Source organism: Amycolatopsis australiensis (assembly GCF_900119165.1).
In the GTDB taxonomy this organism is placed as follows: Bacteria; Actinomycetota; Actinomycetes; order Mycobacteriales; family Pseudonocardiaceae; genus Amycolatopsis; species Amycolatopsis australiensis.
This window is the reverse complement of sequence record NZ_FPJG01000006.1, coordinates 390,968-415,043: the sequence shown is the minus strand read 5'-3', so window position 1 is coordinate 415,043 and position 24,076 is coordinate 390,968. Positions and strand designations below refer to the sequence as shown.

The window sequence follows — 24,076 nt, the reverse complement described above, 5'->3', positions numbered from 1 at the left end:
GACGCCGGCCCGGCGGTAATCCGCCAGTCGTTCACCGAACGGCTGGTCGACGCTGCCAGTACGTCCACAGCGGCCGGTACCCCTGCGCGTACCAGAACGGTGTCGAGAGCGGGTTCGCCGCCGCGTGGTGCAGGAGGACGACGTCGGCGCCTTCCTCGTCGAGGACGTGGTGGGCGTGCGCCGCCAGCGCCGTGCCGACGCCGGACGAGCGCGCGGCCTCCGCGACCGCCAGCGACGACAGGTAGCCGACGCGGGTCGCGGCGACGCGGTCGCGGATCCAGCCGGTCTCGCTGGGGTGCTGGACGTTCACCATGCCGAGCGCGCGGCCGTACAGCTCGGCGATCCACAGCGGCGGCTCCGGCCGGTTCAGCTGCTCGGCGAGGTCCTTGGCCATGATGTCCTCGACGCCGGTGCGCCAGTTCACGGTGCCGTACTGGGCGTCGTAGGAGTGCAGTTCCATGCCGAGCGCGACGACGGTGTCGAGGTCGGCGGGCTCGGCCCGGCGGATCTTGACCCCCGGCGTGCCGCGCGGGCTCGCCGGCACCATCCGCTCGGCCGGGCGGACCGCGATGACCCGCAGCGGCGCGAAGCCGTGGTGCAGCATTTCGCGCGCGCCGGCGGCGTCCCGGCTGGCCCGCGGGACGATCGCCGCGGTCTCCGTGTCGCCCGGCTCGGCGACCGCGCGCAGATGTTCATCCCATCGGGTGAGAAGTGCGTCGAGGGCGGCCGCCGGGTGCGGGCCGGCCAGCTGGAGGTCGAGCCGGTGCTCGGTCAGCGCCCGCCACGGCGCGTTGGGCGCGTCCTGGTCGACCTGGATGCGCGAGGCGAGACCGGACGCGGCCGAGTCGCCGGCCGCCACCTCCAGCACCACGGCGTTTTCCGCCGCCTCGAACGGAGAAGAGCCGGGGAGCAGGGGATCCACCGCCGCGAGCCGGGCCGCGTGTTCGGTGGCTATCACGTCGCTGTGCATGGGCACATTGAAGCGCTATCCGGGCCGCCGTGCGCGGAGCACCGCCCCCTGCTTCTTCCAGGGGGTCAGGGTGGGGGAGCCCCCGGTCCGGGGCCGGCGCAGTTCACCCCTTGGTCCACGCAGGTCAGCGCCATCGAGGCATTGTTAACCCTGGGGTGATCTCCTACTGTCTCGAAAGGGACACGGGTACGCCCTACGGGGTACGGTATGGCCCTTGTCCACACCCGAAGTCACGGATCAGCGCCGGTGGACAAGCCGGGAGGGAAGGTCGGATGCCGGACACGAACGCCCACGGCGACGCCGTCGCGCAGGCGCAGCCCGGGCCGGGAGCCGCCTCCGGGACACCGCCCGTCTCCGCCGAAGCCCGCACCGACGAACGCCGCTTCCGCGCGTACACGTTCGCCGTCCTGAGCCTCGGGCTCGTCGCCGCGTTCGCCGTCGGCTCGTGGCTGCCGTTCCACTGGGACAACCGGCTGCTGTGGATCGGGCCGGTGCTCGCGGTCGCGTTCCTGCTCGCCGAGCAGCTCGGCATCAACGTCGACGTCCGCAGCGGCATCTCGTGGACCATCTCCTTCACCGAGATCCCGCTCGTCATCGGGTTCTTCATCGCGCCGTTCGAGGTCGTGCTGGCCGCGCACCTGGTCGCCGGCATCGGCACGCTGCTCGCCCGCAAGGTCGCCGGCCGCGTCCTCTACAACGCGGGCGCGTTCCTGCTCGAGATCACCGGCGCGTTCGCGGTCGCCGGGCTGGTCAAGTACGCCGTCGGCGCGGGTGTCGGCGACAAGATCCCGTGGGTCGCCGCGCTGGCAGGCACGCTCACCGCGCCGCTGGTCAGCACCCTGCTCGCGCTGGCCGCCGTCCGCGTCCTGCGCCGCCGCATGCGCGTCAGCACCGCCGTGCGGCTCACCGCGCGGATCCTGGTCGTCGGTTTCGTCAACGCCTCCGTCGGCCTCTCCGGCTACCTGGTCATCTCGAACACGCCCAAGGCGTGGCCGCTGGTGCTCGCCGTCTTCCTCGGCCTGACCGCGCTGTACTGGGCGTACTCCGACCTGCTGCGCGAGCAGCGGGACATGGAGGCGCTGTCGGACGTCAGCCTGATGGTGGCGCGGTCGGGCCAGCAGGCCGCGGCGCGTCCGGCCAGCCGGGCCGACGAGCTCGTCGGCGGTGTCGACGTCCGCGAATGGGCCACGATCGCCGAGCGCATCAAGGACCAGCTCGCCGCGGGCCGCGTCGTGCTGCGGCTGCGGCTGGAGCCGAAGGACACCATGCGCGTGGTCGTCGCGGGCGACGACCTGCCGCCCGCCGACCCGGCCGCCGACGACCCGCTGCTGCGGCTGCCCGGCGCGCACGTCCGGCACTTCCGGATCACCGAGGCCAACCCCGACGTCCGCGCGGCGCTGCTCGACCGCGGCGCGCAGGAGGCACTCGTCGTCCCGCTGCGCAGCGCGAACCAGCTCCTCGGCGTCGTCGAGGCGCACGACCGGCTGTCGCGCTGGCGCGGCTTCGGCAAGTACGACGTCCAGCTGCTCGGCACGATGGCCAGCCACCTCGCGACGTCGCTGGACAACCGGCGGCTGCTCGCCACCCTGCGCCACGACGCCTACCACGACCCGCTCACCGGGCACCTCAACCGGCCGGGCTTCCGGCAGGTGGCGAAGGAACCGTTGCGGGACTTCGCGAACGCCGTGGTGCTGCGGATCGACCTCGACGTCTTCTCGACGGTCAGCGACGCGCTGGGCTACGCGTGGGCCGACCGGATGGTGATCGCCGCGGGCCGCCGCATCCGCGACGCGCTCGGCCCGGACGTCCCGCTCGCCCGGCTCGAAGGCGCGTCGTTCGCGGCGCTGCTCGTCGGCTGCCCGCCGGAGGACGCCCACGCGGCGGCGGAACGGCTGCGCCAGGAGCTGTCCGCGCCGTACCCGGTGGACCGGCTCTCGGTCGAAGCCAACGCGATGATCGGCTACGCGACGACGTCCGCGGACGAGCCCGGCGATGTCGTCGACATCGAAGGCCTGCTGCAACGCGCGGACGTCGCGGTCCGGGCCACGAAGGGCGGCGAAGAGGTCCGCGGCTACGTGCCGAGCATGGGCCAGATCTTCCTGCGCCGCTTCCAGATGGTCACGCAGTTCCGGCAGTCACTGGAAGACGGCCAGGTCAGCGTCCACTACCAGCCGAAGATCACGCTGCCGAACCGGCAGGTGGCCGGCGTCGAGGCGCTGGTCCGCTGGGTGCACCCGGAGTTCGGCAGGCTCGGCCCCGACGAGTTCGTCCCGGCCATCGAGGCGGCCGGCCTGATCGGCGTGCTGACGTCGTTCGTGCTCGGCGAAGCCCTGAAGCGCTGCCGCAAGTGGCTCGACGAGGGCCTGCGGATCTCGGTGGCGGTCAACCTGTCGGTCCGCAACCTCGGCGACGAGCACTTCCCGGAGAAGGTGGCCCGCGAGCTGGAGCGTTTCGGCGTGCCGCCCGAGCTGCTGACGTTCGAGCTGACCGAGTCCGGCGTGATGTCCGACCCGCAGAAGGCGCTGCCGATCCTGCGCGAGCTGCACTCGCTGGGCATCGTGCTGGCGGTGGACGACTTCGGCACGGGCTACTCGTCGCTGGCGTACCTGCGTCAGCTGCCGGTCGACCAGGTCAAGATCGACAAGAGCTTCGTCCTGGGTATGGGCACCGATCTGGGTGATCTCGCGGTGGTCCGGTCGATCGTCGAGCTGGGCCACTCGCTCGGGCTGACGGTGGTCGCCGAGGGCGTCGAGGAGGACGTCGCGCGCGACCAGCTGGAGGCGATGGGCTGTGACGTCGCGCAGGGCTACCTGATCTCGCGGCCGCTGCCGGAGGACCGCCTGGAGGCGTGGCTGCAGGCCCGGACGGCCCGGTCGCCGGGTCGGCACTCGGAGACCGTGCTGACCCTCCTGACCTGAGGTTTTGCGGTTACGGGACCCCGGTTGCACGGCCGGGTGACGGCCCTTGCTAATCTTTCCAAGTCCTCGCGAGAGGCAGGCCCCTTTAGCTCAGTCGGCAGAGCGTCTCCATGGTAAGGAGAAGGTCTACGGTTCGATTCCGTAAAGGGGCTCCGCGAGTGGGCGAGCTATGCTCGGGGAAAACCCGGGCTTAGCTCGCTTCGCGGTGTCCTTTGGGGGCCCAGCCCCCAAACCCCAGCCGGGGGCAAGCCCCCGGACCCCGGGGTGGGGCACGATAGGGCGGTGTAGCTCAGTTGGCAGAGCAAGCGGCTCATAATCGCTGTGTCGCCGGTTCAAGTCCGGCCACCGCTACGCGGTAACGACGGGGCTGGCCCCCGGGACCTGAGAGAGAAGGAAACGCTGTGGCTGCCACCGACGTGCGACCCAAGATCACGCTGGCGTGCGAAGAGTGCAAGCACCGCAACTACATCACCAAGAAGAACCGGCGCAACGACCCGGATCGCCTGGAGATGAAGAAGTTCTGCCCGAACTGCGGTACGCACCGGACGCACAAGGAAACCCGCTGACGTAGCGCGTTCACCAGCTTCGAAGAGCCGCCCTGGAGCACCGGGGCGGCTCTTTGCTGTTGGTAGCCTCTCCCGGTGCCCTTGGACGAGTCGTTCACCGGGCGGGTGTACCCGCCGCAGACCAGTTACGAAGTGAGCCGGGAGAAGATCCGCGAGTTCGCCGACGCGATCGGCGACGCGAACCCGGCCTACCGCGATCCGGAGGCGGCCCGCGCCGCGGGACACCCGGACGTGATCGCCCCGCCGACGTTCATCACGATCGTGAACCTGGCCGCCATCAACGCGATCGTCACCGACCCGGAGCTGGGGCTGGACTACTCGCGAATGGTCCACGGCGACCAGCAGTTCACGTACAGCCGCCCGGTCCGCGTGGGCGACCGACTGCTGCTGACAACGCACATCGACAAGATCATGACCCGAGCGGGCAACGACTTCATCAACCTGCGAGCGGAGATCGCGGACGGCGACGGCGAGCACATCGCGACGACCCGAGCCCAGCTGGTGGTCCGGGGGGAGGACGCATGAAGGTCGGCGACGAACTGCCGGGCATCGAGGTCCGGGTGACACGCGAGCAGCTGGTCCGCTACGCGGGAGCGTCACTGGACTTCAACCCGATCCACTGGAACGAGGCGTTCGCGAAGGAGGTGGGCCTCCCGGACGTCATCGCCCACGGAATGCTGACGATGGCACTGGCAGCCAGGGTGGTGACGGACTGGCTGGGCGACCCGGCCCGCCTGATCGACCTGAGCGCCCGCTTCACCCGCCCAGTGGTGGTCCCGAACACCCCGGAGGGAGCCCGGGTGGAGTTCACCGCCAAGGTAGGAGCCCTGAACGAGGACGGAACGGCCAGAATCGACCTGGTGGCGAAGTTCGAGGACAAAACGGTCCTTGGCAAGCCACAAGCACTGGTCCGCGTCTAGCGCCACAAACCGGCGAGGGCCCCGAAACACGCACCGACGAGCACCCAGCCCTCCCGCACCCCGAAGCCGTAGTCAGAATCGAGCTTCGGGGTGCCGGCGGCGGCCCTAAGGAAGCTTCAACACCGCAAGAACGGCATCAGCCATCCCCTGCTCCCCCCGCACGTTGGGGTGAAGAGGAGCGGTACGCGAGGTGGGGATAACGCCCTCGACCCACCGGGTGTCCGAAGCCGAGCAGACGTCATGCCCCTTACTCGGAGTAGCGGTATCGGCGTACCCGGCATGGTGAGCATCGGCCTGATCCTCGAGCATCTTGTTGAGCTTCCCGAGTGCCCCGCGGAAGTAGTCGACATCCCCGGACCCCACGGGAAGAACGGGCCAGCACCCGTCCCCATCGGGAAGAACGGTCGGATACCCGACCACGACGACCTTCGCCTTGGGCGCCTTGTCGTGGACGGCATCGAGCACCGCCCCGACCTTCGGAGCGGCGGCATCGATCCGTTCGGCGAGCTGATCATGCCCACCGGCGGTCAGCCGATCCCGGCACGGAGACCCGGAGGGATGCGCGGTCGCACAGGACGAAGCAAGCGAGATGAACCCGACGTCGTTCCCGCCGATCCCCAAGGTCACCAGGGTCGTCTTGGAGTCGACGGCATCGAGCTGAGCGGGATTCGTCCCATCCGACGTCTTCTGCGGCGAGGTGAGATTCGCCGTGGTAGCCCCGCTGCAGCTGACGTCGACGAACTCGGCAGGCTTCAACTTCGCGGAGACGACGTGCGGATAGTTGTCGAGCGAGCGCTGACAGCCGGCCGGAAGACCGGCCTGCCGCCCGTTGTGCGGCGAAGACGTGTAGGAGTCACCGAGCGCGACGTACCGGCCGGTGCCATCACCGGTTTCCGCCCCGGTGTCGGGCGGCGCCGACGAAGAGCCGTGATGCCACTTGTAGTACCCGAAGGCCAGCAGGCCGACGACGAGTACGACGACGAGGCAGCCGCCCCCGCTGTTCTTCGCCACCCTTCGTTCCTACCGGAGCGAGGAGGCTTCCGACGTCGGCGATCCGGGTGACTGGGGAAAGAACTGGATGAGCACGGCGGGTGGGTGAACCTGATCGAGGGACCGGCGGTTGCGTGAGACGAAGCCCACAGCGAGGGTGGTGCGCGTTCCGCGTCACTCTCCGGAAAGGCAGGAAGCGCAGTGAGCCTGAACCTGAACAAGCTCGTGGACAAGGCCTACGAGAACAAGACGATCAACGAGCTGCTGGACGCCCCTCCGTCGGCGCTCGAGGGGCTCACGCCGAAGCACGACGAACTGCTTGCCGAACTGAAGATCAAGACCATCCGCGACCTCGCGAACTGGAAGTACGCCGCCAAGGCGCACGCGCTGGCCGTCCTCGCCGACAGCGAGAGCTGACCACGTCGTCCCGGGGACCGCCCGGCGGTCCCCGGGCAGGCGTCACACCAGCTCGGCGGCCAGCTCCAGCGCGTGATCCACGTCCTTGGCGACGTAGTGCAGATCGACGAACACCTCGGTGAAGCCCTCCTCACGGGCGACGTCGAGACACGGCCGGACGTCGGCGACGCTCTCGATCCCCGTCCCGGCACGCGGGTTGATCCGCAGCACCTGCCGCAGCGACGCGGGATCACGCCCGGCCTGCTCGGCCGCCGCCACCGCGACCGACCAGAGGCCGCTCAGGTACTGCCTCGGCATCCAGCCGGCCAGCCACCCGTCCGCGCGACGGCCGATCCGGGCCAGCGCCGGCGGCGAGAACCCGCCGAGCAGCACGGGCGGCCGCGGCTCCTGCGCCGGGCGCAGGCCGACGGTCGACGGCGCGATCCGCCACTGCGGACCCTCGTGCTCGGCCGGATCGCCGGTCCACAGCGCCTCGAGCGCGTCCAGCAGCGCGTCGAGCCGCTTGCCACGGCCGGCCCACGGCACGCCGGTCGCGAAGTACTCCTCGCGCAGCCAGCCGAGCCCGAAGCCGACGTCGAGCCGTCCGCCGCTGGCCAGGTCGAGCGAGGTCAGGGCCCTGGCGAGCAGGACGGGGGAATAGACCGGGCCGGTCAGCGCGCTCATCCCGATGCGGGCGGTGCGGGTCACGGCGGCCGCGGTCGCCAGCGTCGTGAACGGGTCCGCGAAGGTCCCGAACTCCTCGGGATACGGGTGCTCGGGCGTGCCGCCGCCCGGGTAGAGGTCCGACGGCTCCCGTGGCGCGAGGATCCGGTCGCCGACCCACAGCGACGCGAAGCCGAGCTGCTCCGCGGCGGCCGCGAAGCGCCCGACGGCGGCGGGGTCGGCGAGGGCGCCGTACTGCGGCAGCGCGAGCCCGAGCCGCGTCCCGCTCACCGGGGTGCTGGTCATGGCGGACATCCTGGCATGATCGGCAGGCCCGCGGGGAGTTTTCCGCAGGCCGGCCGGGGTGCGGCGGACGATCGGGGGGCGTGGTTGCGAGCTCCCGCGAGGCTTGCCGTAGACTTCGGGACTTGGAACGCACTACGGTCATCCCCGCCTGGATGGTGGGGCCGCTGGAAGGCGTCCTCCGGGGCTCCGAGTGATCGGGACTCCACAGGGGTGTAGCTCAATTGGCAGAGCAGCGGTCTCCAAAACCGCAGGTTGCAGGTTCAAGTCCTGTCACCCCTGCGTAACGGAACTGGTGGAGCGGAGGAGTGGTCGTGAGCGACAGCGACGCCAGCGGCGGCGAGCAGGAGCAGGACGGCGCCGGGCAGAAGCCCGAGAGCCCGTCCCGTCCCGTCACAGCCGCTGCCCGGCGTGAGCGCCGTGCGACCGCTCGTCCGGCGGGCAAGTCCGCGGCACGTGCGGACGACAAGACCCGCCCGGCCGGGAAGTCGGGGGAGAAGACCGCCCCCGACGCGAAGGGCGCGCCGACCCCGAAGCGGGACCAGAAGCCGAAGAAGGCGTCCGTGTTCGCGCGGCTGATGCGCTTCATCCGCGAGGTCTGGGCGGAGCTGCGCAAGGTCATCTGGCCCAACCGCAAGCAGATGGTCACCTACACCGCGGTCGTGCTGGCCTTCGTGGTGTTCATGGTGGCCCTGGTGAGTGGCCTGGACCTCCTGTTCAAGTGGGGCATCGGCCACATCTTCGGCTGACGCGCTCCGGCGCGGTGCCGATGGGGCTCAGGTCCCGGCCTGGCCCCGGCAATGATCAACTGAGAGGACGGAACGTGACCTCCGACAACGGCACATCAGCCGGTCACGACCTGACCGAGCTTTCCGACGAGCAGGTGCACGCGGCACTCGGTGACGAGGAGTCCGCGCACCTCGAGGCCGTCGAGGTGTCCGACGAGGTCGACGAAGCCGCCGCGACCGAAGACGGCGAGGAGACGGCCGAGGCCGCCGAGCCCGCCGAAGCCGAAGACGAGGACCCGGTCGCCAAGCTGCGGGCCGAGCTGCAGGCCGCGCCCGGCGAGTGGTACGTCGTGCACTCCTACGCCGGGTACGAGAACAAGGTGAAGACCAACCTCGAGACCCGGACGCAGACCCTGGACGTCGAGGACTACATCTTCCAGATCGAGGTCCCGACCGAAGAGGTCACCGAGATCAAGAACGGCCAGCGCAAGCAGGTGCAGCGCAAGGTGCTGCCCGGCTACATCCTGGTCCGGATGGACCTGAACGACGCCTCGTGGAGCGCCGTGCGCAACACGCCGGGTGTCACCGGGTTCGTCGGCGCCACCTCGCGGCCGTCGCCGCTGACCGTGGACGAGGTCCTGAAGTTCCTCGCCCCGAAGGTCGAGAGCGAAGCCCCCGCGAAGGCGGGCAAGGGCGAGTCCACCGCGACCGCGGCCCCGCTGGGCGGCCCGGCCGTCGAGGTCGACTTCGAGGTCGGCGAGTCGGTCACGGTCATGGACGGCCCGTTCGCGACGCTGCCGGCGACGATCTCCGAGGTCAACGTCGACGGGCAGAAGCTGAAGGTCCTGGTGTCGATCTTCGGCCGGGAGACCCCGGTCGAGCTGTCGTTCAACCAGGTCTCCAAGATCTGACGGCCGGCCTTCTCGGCCGCAGTCCCCGCGTCCACGGCAGGTACGCGGGGAACGTAGTACAGGACAGGAAAAGAAATGCCACCCAAGAAGAAGAAGCTTGCGGCGATCATCAAGCTGCAGATCAAGGCGGGTGCGGCCAACCCCGCGCCGCCGGTCGGCCCCGCGCTGGGTCAGCACGGCGTCAACATCATGGAGTTCTGCAAGGCCTACAACGCCGCGACCGAGTCGCAGCGCGGGGACGTCGTCCCGGTCGAGATCTCCGTGTACGAAGACCGGTCGTTCGACTTCAAGCTGAAGACGCCGCCGGCCGCCAAGCTGCTGCTGAAGGCCGCAGGCGTGGAGAAGGGCTCCGGCGAGCCGCACAAGACCAAGGTCGCCAAGGTCACCTGGGACCAGGTCCGCGAGATCGCCAAGACCAAGGAGACCGACCTCAACGCGCACGACATCGACCAGGCCGCGAAGATCATCGCCGGCACTGCCCGGTCGATGGGCATCACGGTCGTCGACTGACGTTCCAAGCAACACCCGTGGGAGAGCCAGGGCTGGCTCGTCACCACGACTGATCCGCAGAAGTAGTTAGGACAGAAGAAATGCCCAAGCACAGCAAGGCTTACCGCCAGGCTGCGGAGCTCATCGACAAGACGCGTCTGTACGCGCCGCTCGAGGCCGCGAAGCTGGCGAAGGAGACCTCCAAGACCAAGATGGACGCGACCGTCGAGGTCGCGATGCGTCTCGGTGTGGACCCCCGCAAGGCCGACCAGATGGTCCGCGGCACCGTGAACCTGCCGCACGGCACCGGTAAGACCGCCCGCGTCATCGTCTTCGCCGTCGGCGACAAGGCCGCCGAGGCCGAAGCCGCCGGCGCGGACGCGGTCGGCACCGACGAACTGATCGAGCGCATCCAGGGTGGCTGGCTCGACTTCGACGCCGCGATCGCGACGCCGGACCAGATGGCCAAGGTGGGCCGCATCGCCCGCATCCTCGGCCCGCGTGGCCTGATGCCGAACCCGAAGACCGGCACGGTGACCCCCGCGGTCGCGAAGGCCGTGCAGGACATCAAGGGCGGCAAGATCAACTTCCGCGTGGACAAGCAGGCCAACCTGCACCTGGTGATCGGCAAGGCTTCCTTCGACACCGAGAAGCTGGTCGAGAACTACGCGGCCGCGCTGGACGAGATCCTCCGCGCCAAGCCGTCGTCGGCGAAGGGCCGCTACCTGAAGAAGGTCACCTTCACCACGACGATGGGCCCGGGCATCCCGGTCGACCCGCTGCGAACCCGCAACCTCCTCACCGAGGACGCGGCCGTCTGAGGCTGAGATCACCAGAAAGGGCGTCCCCGCTTGCTGCGGGGGCGCCCTTTCTTCGTGTCTCATGGAGGTCATGCCGACTTTCGCGTCGTTCGACGGGCTCCGGTTGAACTACACCGTGTGGGAGGGCGACGGCGCCCACCACCCGGTGCTGCTGCAACACGGCTTCGCGGCCGACACGAACGCGAACTGGATCTCGACCGGCGTGGTGGCGGCGCTGCGCAAGGCCGGCCTGACGGTGATCTCGCTGGACGCGCGCGGCCACGGCCGTTCGGAGAAGCCGCACGACGAGTCCGCGTACACGGGCGACAGCATGGCCCGCGACATTTCGGCGTTGCTCGACGAGTTGAGCCTGGACGAGGTTTCCCTGGTCGGCTACTCGATGGGCGCGATCATCGCACTGGCGGCAACGGCGGCGGACAAGCGCATCCGCTGCCTGGCGACGGGCGGAGTGGGCTCGGGCATCGTCGACTTCGGCGGCGTCGACCTCCGGGTGGTGAAGCCGTCGGAGATCGCTTCGGCGCTGCTGGCCGAGGACCCGTCGACGGTACCGCCGTCAACGGTGCCGTTCCGCCTGCTGGCCGACGCGGTGGGCGGCGACCGCAAGGCGCTGGCAGCGGTGGCGCTGGCATCACAGGAGGGCAGCGTGAACCTGTCGGCGATCGGCGTGCCGACGTTGGTGCTGGCGGGCGACCAGGACCCCCTGGCAGCAGAACCGGAACGCCTGGCGGCGGCCATCGCGGGCGCCCGCCTGGTCCGCATCCCGGGCGACCACATGACGGCGGTGATGTCGCCGGCGTTCGCGGAGGCGCTGGTGGCGTTCCTGACCGCGCCGCACCCGCGCTGATTCAGCTGGTCGGCGTCGTGGTGGGGGCACCGGCGCACTTCGCGGGGCCGGGCGCGTGGCGGGTGATGAGCCACTGGCCCATTTCGACCTTCGTCACGGTGAAGACACCCAGCGCGGGGCCGCCGGTGATCGGGAACGAGCAGGAGTCGATCGTCACCACGTCGCCCGGCAGCGGTTCGGAGACATACGAGGGCACCGATTCGGCGTAGTCGTTGCGGTCCTTCGGCTGCACCTGGGCGTGGATCGCCTGGACGGCCTGGCGGCAGTCGTTCTGCCCCAGGTCCTGGGCGAACTTGGTCTGGATGTCGCCGTACTTGCCCGCGTCGTAGGCGAACCGGCCGCACGCGTCCTCGACGCTGCCCTGGGCGATGTCCTGGTAGACCATCCGGACGGCCTCGTACGGACTCTTCGAGAACACGTGGTTCGTGTGGTAGGTCCCGCCGCCCTCCTGGGCCAGCTGGGCGGACGACTTGCCCGAGTCGTTCGGGAAGAAGTGGTTGTACAGCCACGTCGCCGCGACGCCGAGGATGACGATCGCCAGCACCCAGGCGATGACCTTCTTGCCCAGCCAGCTCAGCCACTTCGGCGCCCGGCGGCGCTCGGCCGGGACCAGCTGGTAGCCGGGCGGGATCATCGGGGGCTGGGACGGTGGGGCCTGGACCATTCCCGCGTCCGGGTACGGGGCCGGCTGGTTGCCCTGCTGAGCCTGGGTGAACCTCAGGTAGTCCTGGAACTGCTGGAACTGGCGGAACCGCTCCAGCTCAGCCGGGTCGATCGGCGGCTGCGCCGGGGTGCCGGACGGCTGGGGCAGTGCCGGGGGCCGCTGGCTGGGCGCCGGGGCACCGCCGCCGGGTTGAGGCAGTGCCGGGGATCCCTGGCTGGGCCCAGAGGAGCCGCCGCCGGGCTGTGGCAGTGCAGGAGATCCCTGGCCGGGCGCCGAAGAGCCGCCGGGCTGGGGCAGTGCCGGGAAGCCGCCCGTCTGTGCGTTGCCGCCGGCGGGCGTGCTCGAGCCCGCCGGTTCGATGTCCGAGCCCGGCTTTCCGTCATCGCGCTGCTCCGCCACGTCACCATCATGCCCGGCCGGCCCCCTCTCGGAACCCCCAGCCGCCCTAAACGCAGGTCAGCGCGGGCCCCGGCGGCGAGCCCGCGTGAACCACCCGGTATAGTCGACGACGGTTCTACCGAAGACCGCTGGTTTTCCCCGTCCCGAACGGGGAACGAAGGTCCCGCACTCGCCGGGCGGCCCGCGCAGGAGGAACGAGGCCCGGCCGCTCGTGTGCGCCGGAAGACGCCCCGCGCCTGCTTGCGCGAGGGCGTTTCGTCGTTTCGGGGGTCTCCTTCGCCCGCCAGTGGAAACACTAGCCAAGAGAGGAGGCGACCATGGCGAAGCCCGACAAGGTGGCGGCCGTCGCCGAGATCGCGGAGAGCTTCCGCAACAGCTCGGCCACCGTCGTTACCCAGTACACCGGCCTCTCCGTGTCCCAGCTGTCCCAGCTGCGCCGCGCTCTCGGCACCAGTGCCAAGTACCGGGTCGCGAAGAACACCCTCGTCAAGCGTGCCGCCGAGGACGCCGGTGTCCAGGGTCTCGAGGACCTGTTCGTCGGTGCCACCGCGATCGCCTTCGTCGAGGGTGAGCCGGTCGACGCCGCGAAGGCGCTTCGCGACTTCGCGAAGGAAAACAACGCGCTTGTCATCAAGGGCGGCTACATGGACGGCAAGCCGCTGTCCGTGGACGAGATCACCCGGATCGCCGATCTCGACAGCCGTGAGGTCCTGCTCGCCAAGGCGGCGGGCGCGTTCAAGGCGAAGCTGTCCCAGGCCGCCGCGCTGTTCCAGGCGCCGGCGTCCCAGGTCGCCCGCCTGGCTGCCGCGCTGGAGGAGAAGCAGCGCAACGCCGCCGGTACCGAAGCAGCCGAAGCACCCGCCGAGAGCTGAACCACCCCCACCCCGAACGTCTAGTTCGTTTTTCTGAGAGGAAGCCATCATGGCGAAGCTGAGCACCGCCGAGCTGATCGACGCCTTCAAGGAGCTGACCCTCCTCGAGCTGTCCGAGTTCGTGAAGGAGTTCGAGGAGACCTTCGACGTCACCGCCGCCGCCCCGGCCGCCGTCGTCGCCGCCGCCCCGGGTGCCGCGGGTGGCGCGGCCGCCCCGGTCGAGGAGCAGGACGAGTTCGACGTCGTCCTCGAGTCCGCCGGTGACAAGAAGATCCAGGTCATCAAGGTCGTCCGCGAGGTCGTCTCCGGCCTGGGCCTGAAGGAGGCCAAGGAGCTGGTCGAGGCCGCTCCCAAGGCCCTCCTCGAGAAGGTCGACAAGGAGGCCGCCGACGCCGCCAAGGAGAAGCTCGAGGCCGCCGGCGCCAAGATCACCATCAAGTGATCCCAGGCGCGCGAGCGCCGCAGCAGAACGGGCGGGCACCCAGCCGGGTGCCCGCCCGTTTCGCGTCTACGACTTCCTGAGCTGCGTGACCGTCCGAACCCCTAGGAGCGGTGTCCGAATAGCCCCTGGGTCCCTAAATCGTGGGTTCGGGGTCCGGCAGGTCTGCGTCGTTGCCCCGATTGGACTACGGTGCCTCCAGTGCCGATCACGGCGGGGTGACGATGGGCCCGGGGCTGGCCAGAAAAGAAAACTGGTGAGTAACCTGTTCGCACTCAGCTCGTTGCACCTGGTTGACGCGGGTTCATGGGGCGCCATCGGCCCGCACCCGCCGCCGGCGTGGGGTGGCATGGGTGTGGCAGCGGGCGCAATGACGCGGAACAGCTCCTGGAGGTGCGATGGGTGCCGAGGTGGTCATCGAAGGCCTGACCAAGTCCTTCGGTAAGCAGGCCATCTGGCGGGACGTCACGCTGACGCTGCCTCCTGGCGAGGTGTCGGCGATGCTCGGGCCGTCGGGAACCGGCAAGTCGGTGTTCCTCAAGTCCATGATCGGGCTGCTCAAGCCCGACCGCGGCCGCTGCGTGATCAACGGCGTCGACATCGTCACCTGCTCCGAGCACAAGCTGTACGAGATCCGGAAGCTCTTCGGCGTCCTCTTCCAGGACGGCGCGCTGTTCGGCTCGATGAACCTCTACGACAACGTCGCCTTCCCGCTGCGCGAGCACACCAAGAAGTCCGAGACCGAAATCCGCCGGATCGTCCTCGAAAAGCTCGAGATGACCGGTCTGGCCGGCGCGGACAAGAAGCTTCCCGGCGAGATCTCCGGTGGTATGCGCAAGCGCGCCGGCCTGGCCCGCGCCCTGGTGCTCGACCCCGAGATCATCCTGGTCGACGAGCCCGACTCCGGCCTCGACCCGGTCCGCACCACCTACATCTCGCAGCTGTTCCTCGACGTCAACGCGCAGATCGACGCGACCTTCCTGATCGTCACGCACAACATCAACCTGGCCCGCACCGTGCCGGACAACCTGGGCATGCTCTTCCGCAAGGAGCTGGTCATGTTCGGCCCGCGCGAGGTGCTGCTGACCAGCGAGGAGCCGGTCGTCAAGCAGTTCCTCAACGGCCGGATGGACGGCCCGATCGGCATGTCCGAGGAGAAGGACTCGGCGCAGATCGCCGCCGAGCGGGCCATGTTCGAGGCCGGCCACCACGCGGGTGGGGTCGAGGACGTCAGCGGGGTGCCGCCGCAGATGCAGCCGACGCCGGGCGTGCCGACCCGGATGGGTGCCATCCGCCGCAAGGACCGCGTCATGGAGATCCTGCACCGGCTGCCGCCGGCCGCGCAGGAAAGCATCATCGAGTCGCTGAGCCCGGAGGAGCAGCGCCACTACGGCGTGCGGCCGCACCGCGGGCAGCCGCAGCAGGTCGGCGCGCGCCCGCAGGGTGACGGCGTCCCGGACCAGCACCACGGCCAGCTGCCCGCCGACCAGGTCGCGCGCATCCCCGGCGGCCAGCCGCCCAGACCCGGCACGCACCGCATGCCGCCGAACAACGGGCCAGGTGGCCGGTGAGCTCTCCCGCAACACAGGCGAAGATTCCCGGGATCGGCATGCTCCGCGAGACCGGGAACCTGTTCGCTCTCGGCCTGGACATCGTCCGTGGCCTGTTCCAGCGCCCGTTCCAGCTGCGGGAGTTCATCCAGCAGTCGTGGTTCATCGCGAGCGTGACCATCCTGCCGACGGCGCTGGTGGCGATCCCGTTCGGCGCGGTCATCTCGCTGCAGTTCGGCTCGCTCGCCCGCCAGCTGGGCGCCCAGTCCTACACCGGCGCGGGCTCGGTGCTCGCCACCGTGCAGCAGGCCAGCCCGCTGGTCACCGCGCTGCTGGTGGCGGGCGCGGGCGGCTCCGCCGTCTGTGCCGACATCGGCGCGCGGACCATCCGCGAAGAAATCGCCGCCATGGAGGTGCTCGGCGTCTCCGCGGTGCAGCGGCTGATCGTGCCGCGCACCCTCGCCATGATGCTGGTCGCGCTCCTGCTCAACGGCATGGTCAGCGTCATCGGCGTGCTCGGCGGCTACTTCTTCAACGTCGTGCTGCAGGGCGGGACGCCGGGCGCGTACCTGGCGAGCTTCTCCGCCCTCGCGCAGCTGCCCGACCTCTGGGTCGGCGAGCTCAAGGCGCTGATCTTCGGGTTCATCGCCGCCGTCGTCGCGTCCTACCGGGGCCTCAACCCCTCCGGCGGCCCGAAGGGTGTCGGGGACGCGGTGAACCAGTCCGTGGTCATCACGTTCCTGCTGCTGTTCGTCGTGAACTTCGTGATCACCCTGGTCTACCTGCAGATCGTGCCCGGAAAGCTGGACTAGCGCCATGACGTTCCTCCAGGGCGCCAAACGCGTCGCCAACCGACCCCTCCAGACGCTGGACACCCTCGGTGACCAGATGTCCTTCTACGGCCGGGCGCTGCTGTGGACGCCGCGGACCATCCGCCGCTACACGAAAGAAGTCCTCCGGCTGCTCGCCGAGGTCAGCTTCGGCTCCGGCTCGCTGGCGGTCATCGGCGGCACGGTCGGCGTGATGGTCGGCCTGACGCTGTTCACCGGTGTCCTCGTCGGCCTCCAGGGCTATTCGGCGCTGAACTCGATCGGGACGTCGGCCTTCACCGGCTTCCTGACCGCGTTCTTCAACACCCGCGAGATCGCGCCGCTGGTCGCGGGCCTCGCCCTGAGTGCGACGGTCGGCGCCGGCTTCACCGCCCAGCTCGGCGCGATGCGGATCTCCGAGGAGATCGACGCCCTCGAGGTCATGGGCGTGCCGAGCCTGCCGTACCTGGTGACGACGCGGATCATCGCCGGGTTCGTCGCGGTCATCCCGCTCTACATCATCGGCCTGCTCAGCTCGTACCTCGCTTCGAGACTGGTCGTCATCTACATCTACGGCCAGTCCGCGGGAACCTACGACCACTACTTCGACCTGTTCCTGCCACCGCAGGACGTGCTCTATTCGTTCATCAAGGTGCTGCTGTTCAGCGTCTTGATCATCCTGTCGCACTGCTACTTCGGGTACCGGGCCACCGGCGGCCCGGCCGGTGTCGGCGTCGCGGTCGGCAAGGCCGTGCGCCTGTCCATCGTCACGGTGTCGATCATGAACTTCTTCATCGGGTTCGCCATCTGGGGAACCGACGTCACGGTAAGGATCGCGGGATGAGGACGCTCCGACGCAGGCTGCTCGGCCTGCTGCTCATCGCCGTGATGGTCGGCGGGGTGGCGCTGTCCATCGCGCTCTACGACAAGGCCTTCACGCCCGTCGTCACGGTGAAGCTGCAAGCCGACAAGATCGGCAACCAGCTGATCAAGCAGTCCGACGTCAAGGTGCGCGGGCTGATCGTCGGCTCGGTGCAGGACATCGTCGCCACCGACCACGGCGCGGAGCTGACGCTGGCGCTCAAGCCCGAGTCGGCGAAGCTGATCCCGGAGAACGTCTCGGCGCGGTTCCTGCCCAAGACGCTCTTCGGGGAGCGGTTCGTCTCGCTGGAGATCCCGGACAAGCCGTCGTCGAAGACCCTCTCGAACGGCGATGTCATCCCGCAGGACCGCACGTCCAGCGCGGTCGAGCTGGAGCAGGCATTCGCCCACCTGATGCCGGTGCTGCAGGCGGTCCAGCCGCAGAAGCTGTCGGCGACGCTCACCGCGATCTCCACCGCGCTGCAGGGCCGCGGCGACCAGCTCGGCGACACGCTGTCGCAGCTGGGCAGCTACATCGGCGAGCTGAACCCGCACGAGCCGGAGCTGCAGCACAACCTGAAGGCGCTCGCGGAGTTCTCCGACCACCTGAAGGACGCCGCGCCGGACCTGGTGCAGAGCCTGGACAACCTGAGCACGACGACCCGGACCGTGGTCGACGAGCGGCAGAACCTGGCGAACCTCTACGGCGGCCTGACCACCGCGGCGGTGGACCTGCAGACGTTCCTGCAGAACAACAAGGACAACATCATCTCCCTCGCGAGCACCGCCCGGCCCACCGCCGAGCTGCTGGCGAAGTACGCGCCGGAGTACCCCTGCGTGATCTCCCAGATGGCCGACAACGTGCCGCTCATCGACCAGGCGCTGGGCAAGGGCACCGACAAGCCCGGCCTGCACGCGACCATCGAGATCATCGTGCCGCGCGCCCCCTACCAGCCGGGCAAGGAGGAGCCGCGGTTCGAGGACAAGCGTGGCCCGCGCTGCTACGACATGAAGGACATCCCGAAGCCGTTCCCGTCGGAGCCGCCGGACGGCGCGTTCAAGGACGGCACCCAGCACCAGGCCGCGCCGAAGACGGTCGGCGAGGGCCTCAACCCGGCCAAGTTCAAGGCCGACGCGGCCGGCAACGGCGCGCCCGGTGGTGATCTGGCGTACTCGGCCGCGGAGCAGGGGTTCCTGGCCGACCTGCTCGGCCCGCAGCTGGGCATGGACGCCGCGGACGTGCCGGGCTGGAGCTCGCTGCTCGTCGGCCCGCTGTACCGGGGCGCGGAGGTGACGGTCAAGTGAGGGGCCTGCTCGCGCCGCTGATCAAGCTCGGCATCTTCGTGGTCGTCACGGTGCTGTTCACGACGATCCTCGGGATCAGCATCGCCAACATCAACACCACCAGCACCAACGCCTACAAGGCGCGCTTCACCGACGCGACGCTGCTGCTGCCCAACGACGACGTCCGCATCGCCGGCGTCCGGGTCGGGCAGGTCAAGGACGTGCGGATCGTCGACAAGCGCCAGGCCGAGGTCGAGTTCGAGGTCGACGCCGGGCGGACGCTGCCGGCCGGGGTGACCGCGCAGATCAAGTTCCGCAACCTCGTCGGCCAGCGCTACGTCTCGCTCGGCGAGGGCACCGACAGCTCCGGCAAGACGCTGCCGCCCGGCGGCACCATCCCGCTGGAGCGGACCACGCCGGCACTCGACCTGACCGAGCTGTTCAACGGCTTCAAGCCGCTGTTCACCGCGCTCAACCCGGACGACGTCAACAAGCTGTCCTACGAGGTCATCCAGGTCCTGCAGGGCGAGGGCGGCACCGTCGAGAGCCTGCTGTCGCACACGGCGTCGCTGGCCACCACGATCGCCGACAAGGACCAGGTGATCGGCGAGGTCATCGACAACCTCAACTCGGTGCTCGACACGGTCAACGCGCACACCCCGCAGCTCAACGACCTCATCGTGAAGCTGCAGCAGCTCGTGTCCGGGCTGTCGGCGGACCGCAAGCCGATCGGGGACGCGATCGAGAGCCTCGGCAACCTGGCCGAGACGACGTCCGGCCTGCTCGGGCAGGTCCGTGAGCCGCTGAAGAACGACATCAGCGCGCTGGGGAACCTGACGAACGAGCTGAACAAGAACGAGCCGGAGCTGGAGCACTTCATCCAGTTCCTGCCCACCAAGGTGAGCACGCTGACCCGCACCGCGGACTACGGCTCCTGGTTCAACTTCTACGCCTGCGAGTTCTCCGGGAGCGTCAGCTTGCCCCCACTGATCAACGACGTCGCGCTGCCCCTCCTGCCGGCCAACCGGGAGAGGTGCAAGGGATGAAGTCGTTCCAGAAGCGCAACCCCGTGCCGATCGCGCTGGTCGGGATCGCCGTGCTGGCGCTCGGGTTCATCGCCGCGCTGAACTCCGACGACCTGCCGCTGATCGGCGGCGGGACGACGTACTCCGCGGAGTTCAGCGAGGCCGCCGGGCTGCAGAAGGACAACGACGTCCGGATCGCCGGCGTCAAGGTCGGCAAGGTCAGCGACATCGAGCTCGACGGCGCGTCGGTCAAGGTGTCGTTCAAGGTCAAGGACGCCTGGCTGGGCGACCGGACGAGCGCAGCGATCAAGATCAAGACGCTGCTCGGCCAGAAGTACCTGTCGCTGGACCCGCAGGGCCAGGGCTCGCTGAACCCGGGCACCGCGATCCCGCGTGACCGCACGATGGCCCCCTACGACGTGCTCGACGCGTTCCGCGGGCTCTCGCAGACGGTCGACAACATCGACACCAAGCAGCTGGCGAAGAGCTTCGACACGATCTCGCAGACCTTCGCCAACACGCCGGAGGACGTGAAGGGCGCGCTGTCCGGCCTGTCGAAGCTGTCCGACACGATCGCCTCGCGCGACCAGCAGCTGTCGAACCTGCTCGCCAACACCCGCGAGGTCTCGCAGACGCTCGTCGACCGCGACGCCGAAGTGCAGAAGCTGCTCAACGACGGCAACCTGCTGCTCGACGAGCTGGCCAAGCGGGAGGACGCGATCACGTCGTTGCTCAACGGCTCCCGTGAGCTGGCGACGCAGCTGCAGGGTCTGATCGACGACAACGACAAGCAGCTCGATCCGGTACTCACCCAGCTCGACCAGCTGACGTCGATGCTGCAGCGCAACCAGGACTCCCTGGCCCAGGGCATCAAGGACTTCGCGCCGTTCATCCGGGTCTTCACCAACACCATCGGCAACGGCCGCTGGTTCGACAACTACATCTGCGGCCTGCTGCTGCCGTCGATGGGCCCGATCAACGAAGAGGGGTGCTACACGAAATGAGTGACACCCGCTTCGGCCAAGCCTTGACCCGGGGCTTCACCATCGCGATCGTCCTGGCGCTCGTCGTCGCCGGCGGGATCTGGTGGACCCTCAAGGACGCCGGCCGCAACCACCTGACGGCGTACTTCGCCGGCGCCGTCGGCCTGTACGAGGGCAACAGCGTCCGGATGCTCGGCGTCGACATGGGCACGGTCACCAAGATCCAGCCGATGGGCAACCAGGTGCGGGTCGACTTCGAGTACGACCGCTCGGTGCCCGTGCCGGCCGACGCGAAGGCGCTCATCGTGGCGCCGTCGCTGGTGTCGGACCGCTACATCCAGCTCGCCCCGGCCTACACCGGTGGCCCGCGCATCTCCGACGGCGCGGTCATCGGCCTCGACCGCACCGAGGTGCCCCTCGAGGTCGACCAGCTGGCGGCCAGCCTGGCCCGGGTCAGCGAGACCCTCGGCCCGAACGGCGCCAACAAGAACGGGTCGCTGTCGAACCTGCTCAACACCGCGGCGGCCAATGTCGACGGCAATGGGCAGGCCCTGCACGACACGATCACCAAGCTCGGCCAGGCGGCCGGGACGCTGGCCGGCAACAAGGACGACCTGTTCTCCACCGTCGAGAACCTCGGCAAGTTCTCCCAGACGCTGGCCGACTCCGACAAGCAGGTCCGCGGCTTCGAAAGCCAGCTCGCCGACGTCAGCGGCTACCTGGCGTCCGAAAAGGACAACCTCGCCGCGACCGTGCAGCAGCTGGGCACCACGCTGACGTCGGTGCAGGCGTTCATCGACCAGAACCACGACCGGCTCAAGTCCAATGTGGACAAGCTGGCCGGGATCACGAAGGTGCTCGTCGACCAGCGCAGCTCGCTCGCCGAGATCCTGGACGTCGCGCCGGTCGGTCTGAGCAACCTGGTCAACACCTACAACGGCTCGTCCGGCACGCTCGACGCCCGGCCGAACCTCAACGAGCTGACCCAGCCGCCGCTGGTGATGATCTGCCGGCTGCTCAAGCAGGTCGGCACCAACAGCATCCCGGACGTGCTCGGCAACGCCTGCGAGAACATCGCCGGCGTGGTCGACAAGGTGATCCCGCTGCCTTCGGTGGCGCAGACCGTGCAGGCCCTGCAGTCCGGTCAGCTGCCACCGCTCCCGCTGCCCATCGCGGGGCAGCTCTACGGAGGTGGCCAGTGAAGAAGCTCCTGACCGTCGGTGCGCTCGCCACGGTGTCGGCGCTGACGCTGTCCGGCTGCGCGTTCAACGGCATCTACGACCTGCCGCTGCCCGGTGGCGCGGACCTCGGCGACCACCCGTACACGGTGAACGTCGAGTTCCGGGACGTGACCGACCTGACCCCGCAGGCCGGGGTCAAGGTCGACGAGGTGCCGGTGGGCCGCGTCGAGAACGTCGGCCTGACCAAGGACGGCTGGCACGCGCTGGTGACGCTGAAGGTCAACGGCGACATCAAGCTGCCGGCCAACGCGCTCGCCAACGTGAAGCAGTCGAGCCTGCTGGGCGAGAAGTACGTCGAGCTGGCCTCCCCGGGCGCCGAGCAGGCCCAGGGCAAGCTCGCCGACAACGCGACCATCCCGCTGGCCCGCACGAACCGCAGCGTCGAGGTCGAAGAGCTGCTCGGCGCACTGTCGCTGCTGCTCAACGGCGGTGGTGTCGACCAGCTCAACACCATCACCAAGGAGCTCAACAACGCCACCTCCGGCCGTGAGCCCGACATCAAGGCGCTGCTGGACAACGCGAACGAGCTCGTGACGAACCTCGACAAGCAGTCGAGGAACATCACCCGGGCCATCGACGGGCTGAACCGGCTGTCCTCCACGCTCAAGGACCAGAAGGACAAGCTGGTCGGCGCGGTCGACAACCTCGCGCCCGGCCTCGGCGTCCTGGAGCAGCAGCGCGGCCAGCTGGTCACGATGCTGCAGGCGCTGGAGAACCTCTCCGGCGTCGCGACCGACACGATCAACAAGTCGCAGAAGGACCTCGTCGCCGACCTCAAGGCGCTGACCCCGACGCTGCAGAAGCTCGGCGAAGCGGGCAACGACCTGCCGAAGGCGCTGGAGATCCTGCTGACGTTCCCGTTCAGCGACCAAGCCGTCAACGACGTCAAGGGCGACTACTTCAACCTGTTCGCGAAGGTGGACCTCAACCTGAAGACCATCGTCGAGAACCTGGGCAACAGCAGGCAGAACCCCCTGGCCGGGCAGATCCCGCTGCCGGGCCTGACCGGCGGGGTCGCCGGCACCCCGGCCAACCAGCCGCCGCCGCTGCCGATCCCCGGTGCCGGGCCGCAGTCCGGGCCAGCGCAGCAGCCGGGCCTCGGCAATCTCTTCGGGCTCCTGTCGGGAGGTGCGGGCTGATGCTGGTGCGCCGGACGAAGATCCAGCTGATCGCCTTCGCGATCATTTCCGTCGTCGCGATCGTGTACGCGCTGATCCGGTTCGCCGGGCTCGGCAGCGTCTTCGGCAACGACGGCTACACGGTGAAGCTGCAGCTCAACGAGTCGGGCGGCATCTTCACCAACGCCGAGGTCACCTACCGCGGCTACAACATCGGCCGGGTGGGCGAGATGCGGCTGACCCCGACCGGGCTGGAGGCCGACCTGAACATCGACCCGTCGGCGCCGAAGGTGCCCGCGGACCTCGACGCGGTCGTCGCCAACCGGTCGGCGGTCGGCGAGCAGTACGTCGACCTCAAGCCCAAGGCCGACAAGGGCCCGTACCTGGCGGCGGGCTCGGTCATCCCGGCGTCGAAGACGACCACCCCGGTCGGCACCGACCGCCTGATCGGCGACCTCGACACGCTGGCCGCGTCGGTCCCGGTCGACTCGCTGCGCACGGTCGTCGACGAGTCCTACGACGCGTTCCGCGGCACCGGCGGCGACCTGCAGAAGCTGCTGGACACCGCGCGCAGCTTCACCACGACCGCGCAGCAGTACCTGCCGCAGACGATCCAGCTGCTGGACCAGGGCGGCAAGGTCCTGGACACGCAGAACGCGGAGGCGGCGAACTTCGCGTCGTTCAGCAAGAGCCTCAACGAGCTCACCGGCACGCTGAAGAACTCCGACGGCGACCTGCGCAAGCTCATCGGCATCACGCCGCAGGTGGCGGCCCAGGTCAGCCAGGTGCTGAAGGAGTCAGGGCCCGGTCTCGGCGCGCTGACGGCGAACCTGCTCACCACGGCCAACCTGACCGTGACCCGGCTCGACGGGATCGAGCAGGGCCTGGTCACCTATCCGGCGCTGGCCGGCGCGGCCAGCAGCGTCGCCCCCGGCGACGGCACCGCGCACCTCGGGCTGGTGCTCAACCTGTTCAACCCGCCGACCTGCACCAAGGGCTACATCCCGTACTCGCAGTTCCGCACCGGCAACGACCTGTCGCCGCGGCCCGCGGACGACAACGCGTACTGTGCCGAACCGAAGGGCAGCCCGATCAACGTGCGCGGCGCGCAGAACGCCCCGTACGGCGGGGTGCCGGTCGCGCCGTCCGACGCCGACGTCGCGGCCAACGCGAACCGGCCGGCCGAGGAGCTCGCGGAGGAGCGCGACACGCGGGGTGTCCCGGGCATCGTCGGCAGCCCCGGCGTCAGCCTGACCAGCCTGGGCTCGCTGCTCGGGCTCGCCTGACGTGGATTTGATGACCGTTACCTACC

Annotated in this window: 25 protein-coding genes and 3 tRNA genes; 24 read left to right on the top strand and 4 right to left on the bottom strand. The window is 69.4% G+C overall.

What is annotated here, in order from left to right; translation table 11 throughout:
* Positions 1-31 precede the first annotated feature (31 nt).
* Positions 32-970, bottom strand: coding sequence for a GNAT family N-acetyltransferase (locus BT341_RS03090; RefSeq protein WP_072474813.1), 939 nt, complete (start codon positions 968-970; stop codon positions 32-34).
* Positions 971-1,242: 272 nt separating this feature from the next.
* On the opposite strand from BT341_RS03090, the gene BT341_RS03085 reads away from it, so the two are divergent.
* The 6 genes from BT341_RS03085 to BT341_RS03060 all read left to right on the top strand — a co-directional run bounded on the left by BT341_RS03085 (position 1,243) and on the right by BT341_RS03060 (position 5,374).
* Positions 1,243-3,888: a putative bifunctional diguanylate cyclase/phosphodiesterase gene (locus tag BT341_RS03085; RefSeq protein WP_072474812.1), complete on the top strand. Its 2,646-nt coding sequence runs from the start codon at positions 1,243-1,245 to the stop codon at positions 3,886-3,888.
* Between the two features lie 79 nt (positions 3,889-3,967).
* A tRNA-Thr gene (locus BT341_RS03080) sits at positions 3,968-4,040 on the top strand.
* A gap of 126 nt (positions 4,041-4,166) precedes the next feature.
* Positions 4,167-4,239 (top strand) — tRNA-Met (locus BT341_RS03075).
* 50 nt (positions 4,240-4,289) lie between these two features.
* Complete coding sequence (rpmG, locus tag BT341_RS03070) at positions 4,290-4,454, top strand: 50S ribosomal protein L33 (protein WP_020668467.1); 165 nt, start codon at positions 4,290-4,292, stop codon at positions 4,452-4,454.
* A 75-nt stretch (positions 4,455-4,529) separates the two neighbouring features.
* Positions 4,530-4,979 carry a MaoC family dehydratase N-terminal domain-containing protein gene (locus tag BT341_RS03065; protein WP_072474811.1) on the top strand — a complete coding sequence of 150 codons (450 nt, stop codon included), beginning with the start codon at positions 4,530-4,532 and terminating at the stop codon, positions 4,977-4,979.
* Positions 4,976-5,374, top strand: a complete 399-nt coding sequence (locus tag BT341_RS03060; RefSeq protein WP_072474810.1) for a MaoC family dehydratase — start codon at positions 4,976-4,978, stop codon at positions 5,372-5,374. Before BT341_RS03065 ends, BT341_RS03060 begins: the two co-directional genes overlap by 4 nt.
* 105 nt (positions 5,375-5,479) lie before the next feature.
* On the opposite strand, the gene BT341_RS03055 is transcribed toward BT341_RS03060, so the two are convergent.
* Positions 5,480-6,385, bottom strand: a complete 906-nt coding sequence (locus tag BT341_RS03055) for an SGNH/GDSL hydrolase family protein (RefSeq protein ID WP_072474809.1) — start codon at positions 6,383-6,385, stop codon at positions 5,480-5,482.
* Between the two features lie 180 nt (positions 6,386-6,565).
* Here BT341_RS03055 and BT341_RS03050 point away from each other — a divergent pair, with 180 nt between their 5' ends.
* Entirely contained in the window at positions 6,566-6,781 is a 216-nt protein-coding gene (locus BT341_RS03050; RefSeq protein ID WP_072474808.1) for a hypothetical protein, read from the top strand.
* A gap of 42 nt (positions 6,782-6,823) precedes the next feature.
* Here the strand turns inward: BT341_RS03050 and BT341_RS03045 are convergent, their stop codons facing one another.
* Positions 6,824-7,729 (bottom strand): TIGR03619 family F420-dependent LLM class oxidoreductase, encoded by a 906-nt coding sequence (locus BT341_RS03045; protein WP_072474807.1) that lies wholly within the window; start codon positions 7,727-7,729, stop codon positions 6,824-6,826.
* Between the two features lie 206 nt (positions 7,730-7,935).
* On the opposite strand from BT341_RS03045, the gene BT341_RS03040 reads away from it, so the two are divergent.
* The 6 genes from BT341_RS03040 (at position 7,936) to BT341_RS03015 (ending at position 11,519) form a co-directional block, all read left to right on the top strand.
* Positions 7,936-8,008, top strand: a tRNA-Trp gene (locus tag BT341_RS03040).
* A gap of 26 nt (positions 8,009-8,034) precedes the next feature.
* Positions 8,035-8,475: a preprotein translocase subunit SecE gene (secE, locus tag BT341_RS03035; RefSeq protein ID WP_072474806.1), complete on the top strand. Its 441-nt coding sequence runs from the start codon at positions 8,035-8,037 to the stop codon at positions 8,473-8,475.
* Between the two features lie 74 nt (positions 8,476-8,549).
* The gene (gene nusG, locus BT341_RS03030) at positions 8,550-9,365 is read left to right on the top strand and encodes a transcription termination/antitermination protein NusG (protein WP_072474805.1); all 816 of its coding nucleotides are present in this window, start codon (positions 8,550-8,552) and stop codon (positions 9,363-9,365) included.
* A gap of 75 nt (positions 9,366-9,440) precedes the next feature.
* Positions 9,441-9,875 (top strand): 50S ribosomal protein L11, encoded by a 435-nt coding sequence (gene rplK / locus BT341_RS03025; RefSeq protein WP_013222525.1) that lies wholly within the window; start codon positions 9,441-9,443, stop codon positions 9,873-9,875.
* A gap of 80 nt (positions 9,876-9,955) precedes the next feature.
* A complete protein-coding gene (rplA, locus tag BT341_RS03020; RefSeq protein ID WP_072474804.1) occupies positions 9,956-10,675 on the top strand; it encodes a 50S ribosomal protein L1 in 720 nt (239 codons plus the stop codon).
* Positions 10,676-10,745: 70 nt separating this feature from the next.
* Positions 10,746-11,519 carry an alpha/beta fold hydrolase gene (locus BT341_RS03015; protein ID WP_072474803.1) on the top strand — a complete coding sequence of 258 codons (774 nt, stop codon included), beginning with the start codon at positions 10,746-10,748 and terminating at the stop codon, positions 11,517-11,519.
* A 1-nt stretch (position 11,520) separates the two neighbouring features.
* Here the strand turns inward: BT341_RS03015 and BT341_RS03010 are convergent, their stop codons facing one another.
* Entirely contained in the window at positions 11,521-12,582 is a 1,062-nt protein-coding gene (locus BT341_RS03010) for a hypothetical protein (protein ID WP_143168466.1), read from the bottom strand.
* A gap of 317 nt (positions 12,583-12,899) precedes the next feature.
* Between BT341_RS03010 and rplJ the strand changes: the two genes are divergently transcribed.
* The 11 genes from rplJ to BT341_RS02955 all read left to right on the top strand — a co-directional run bounded on the left by rplJ (position 12,900) and on the right by BT341_RS02955 (position 24,050).
* Positions 12,900-13,454, top strand: a complete 555-nt coding sequence (rplJ, locus tag BT341_RS03005) for a 50S ribosomal protein L10 (protein WP_072474802.1) — start codon at positions 12,900-12,902, stop codon at positions 13,452-13,454.
* Positions 13,455-13,503: 49 nt separating this feature from the next.
* Positions 13,504-13,896 carry a 50S ribosomal protein L7/L12 gene (rplL, locus tag BT341_RS03000; RefSeq protein ID WP_072474801.1) on the top strand — a complete coding sequence of 131 codons (393 nt, stop codon included), beginning with the start codon at positions 13,504-13,506 and terminating at the stop codon, positions 13,894-13,896.
* 395 nt (positions 13,897-14,291) lie between these two features.
* The gene (locus BT341_RS02995) at positions 14,292-15,464 is read left to right on the top strand and encodes an ABC transporter ATP-binding protein (protein WP_072474800.1); all 1,173 of its coding nucleotides are present in this window, start codon (positions 14,292-14,294) and stop codon (positions 15,462-15,464) included.
* A 38-nt stretch (positions 15,465-15,502) separates the two neighbouring features.
* A complete protein-coding gene (locus tag BT341_RS02990; RefSeq protein WP_143168832.1) occupies positions 15,503-16,255 on the top strand; it encodes an MlaE family ABC transporter permease in 753 nt (250 codons plus the stop codon).
* Between the two features lie 4 nt (positions 16,256-16,259).
* Positions 16,260-17,096: an MlaE family ABC transporter permease gene (locus BT341_RS02985; RefSeq protein ID WP_072474798.1), complete on the top strand. Its 837-nt coding sequence runs from the start codon at positions 16,260-16,262 to the stop codon at positions 17,094-17,096.
* Complete coding sequence (locus BT341_RS02980; RefSeq protein ID WP_072474797.1) at positions 17,093-18,418, top strand: MCE family protein; 1,326 nt, start codon at positions 17,093-17,095, stop codon at positions 18,416-18,418. The genes BT341_RS02985 and BT341_RS02980 overlap by 4 nt, the downstream gene beginning before the upstream one ends.
* Complete coding sequence (locus tag BT341_RS02975; protein ID WP_072474796.1) at positions 18,415-19,443, top strand: MCE family protein; 1,029 nt, start codon at positions 18,415-18,417, stop codon at positions 19,441-19,443. Before BT341_RS02980 ends, BT341_RS02975 begins: the two co-directional genes overlap by 4 nt.
* Positions 19,440-20,426, top strand: coding sequence for an MCE family protein (locus BT341_RS02970; protein WP_072474795.1), 987 nt, complete (start codon positions 19,440-19,442; stop codon positions 20,424-20,426). The genes BT341_RS02975 and BT341_RS02970 overlap by 4 nt, the downstream gene beginning before the upstream one ends.
* A complete protein-coding gene (locus BT341_RS02965; RefSeq protein ID WP_072474794.1) occupies positions 20,423-21,607 on the top strand; it encodes an MCE family protein in 1,185 nt (394 codons plus the stop codon). Before BT341_RS02970 ends, BT341_RS02965 begins: the two co-directional genes overlap by 4 nt.
* On the top strand, positions 21,604-22,785 hold the full coding sequence (locus BT341_RS02960) for an MCE family protein (protein ID WP_072474793.1): 1,182 nt from the start codon (positions 21,604-21,606) through the stop codon (positions 22,783-22,785). Before BT341_RS02965 ends, BT341_RS02960 begins: the two co-directional genes overlap by 4 nt.
* Positions 22,785-24,050 carry an MCE family protein gene (locus tag BT341_RS02955; protein ID WP_072474792.1) on the top strand — a complete coding sequence of 422 codons (1,266 nt, stop codon included), beginning with the start codon at positions 22,785-22,787 and terminating at the stop codon, positions 24,048-24,050. The genes BT341_RS02960 and BT341_RS02955 overlap by 1 nt, the downstream gene beginning before the upstream one ends.
* Positions 24,051-24,076 lie beyond the last annotated feature (26 nt).

What these genes read in the sequence shown, in the direction of transcription:
- BT341_RS03090 (WP_072474813.1), bottom strand. Translation starts at nt 970, where the DNA reads ATGCACAGCGACGTGATAGCCACCGAACACGCGGCCCGGCTCGCGGCG.
- BT341_RS03085 (WP_072474812.1), top strand. Translation starts at nt 1,243, where the DNA reads ATGCCGGACACGAACGCCCACGGCGACGCCGTCGCGCAGGCGCAGCCC.
- BT341_RS03060 (WP_072474810.1), top strand. Translation starts at nt 4,976, where the DNA reads ATGAAGGTCGGCGACGAACTGCCGGGCATCGAGGTCCGGGTGACACGC.
- BT341_RS03045 (WP_072474807.1), bottom strand. Translation starts at nt 7,729, where the DNA reads ATGACCAGCACCCCGGTGAGCGGGACGCGGCTCGGGCTCGCGCTGCCG.
- rplK (WP_013222525.1), top strand. Translation starts at nt 9,441, where the DNA reads ATGCCACCCAAGAAGAAGAAGCTTGCGGCGATCATCAAGCTGCAGATC.
- rplA (WP_072474804.1), top strand. Translation starts at nt 9,956, where the DNA reads ATGCCCAAGCACAGCAAGGCTTACCGCCAGGCTGCGGAGCTCATCGAC.
- BT341_RS03015 (WP_072474803.1), top strand. Translation starts at nt 10,746, where the DNA reads ATGCCGACTTTCGCGTCGTTCGACGGGCTCCGGTTGAACTACACCGTG.
- rplJ (WP_072474802.1), top strand. Translation starts at nt 12,900, where the DNA reads ATGGCGAAGCCCGACAAGGTGGCGGCCGTCGCCGAGATCGCGGAGAGC.
- rplL (WP_072474801.1), top strand. Translation starts at nt 13,504, where the DNA reads ATGGCGAAGCTGAGCACCGCCGAGCTGATCGACGCCTTCAAGGAGCTG.
- BT341_RS02995 (WP_072474800.1), top strand. Translation starts at nt 14,292, where the DNA reads ATGGGTGCCGAGGTGGTCATCGAAGGCCTGACCAAGTCCTTCGGTAAG.
- BT341_RS02990 (WP_143168832.1), top strand. Translation starts at nt 15,503, where the DNA reads ATGCTCCGCGAGACCGGGAACCTGTTCGCTCTCGGCCTGGACATCGTC.
- BT341_RS02985 (WP_072474798.1), top strand. Translation starts at nt 16,260, where the DNA reads ATGACGTTCCTCCAGGGCGCCAAACGCGTCGCCAACCGACCCCTCCAG.
- BT341_RS02980 (WP_072474797.1), top strand. Translation starts at nt 17,093, where the DNA reads ATGAGGACGCTCCGACGCAGGCTGCTCGGCCTGCTGCTCATCGCCGTG.
- BT341_RS02970 (WP_072474795.1), top strand. Translation starts at nt 19,440, where the DNA reads ATGAAGTCGTTCCAGAAGCGCAACCCCGTGCCGATCGCGCTGGTCGGG.
- BT341_RS02965 (WP_072474794.1), top strand. Translation starts at nt 20,423, where the DNA reads ATGAGTGACACCCGCTTCGGCCAAGCCTTGACCCGGGGCTTCACCATC.
- BT341_RS02955 (WP_072474792.1), top strand. Translation starts at nt 22,785, where the DNA reads ATGCTGGTGCGCCGGACGAAGATCCAGCTGATCGCCTTCGCGATCATT.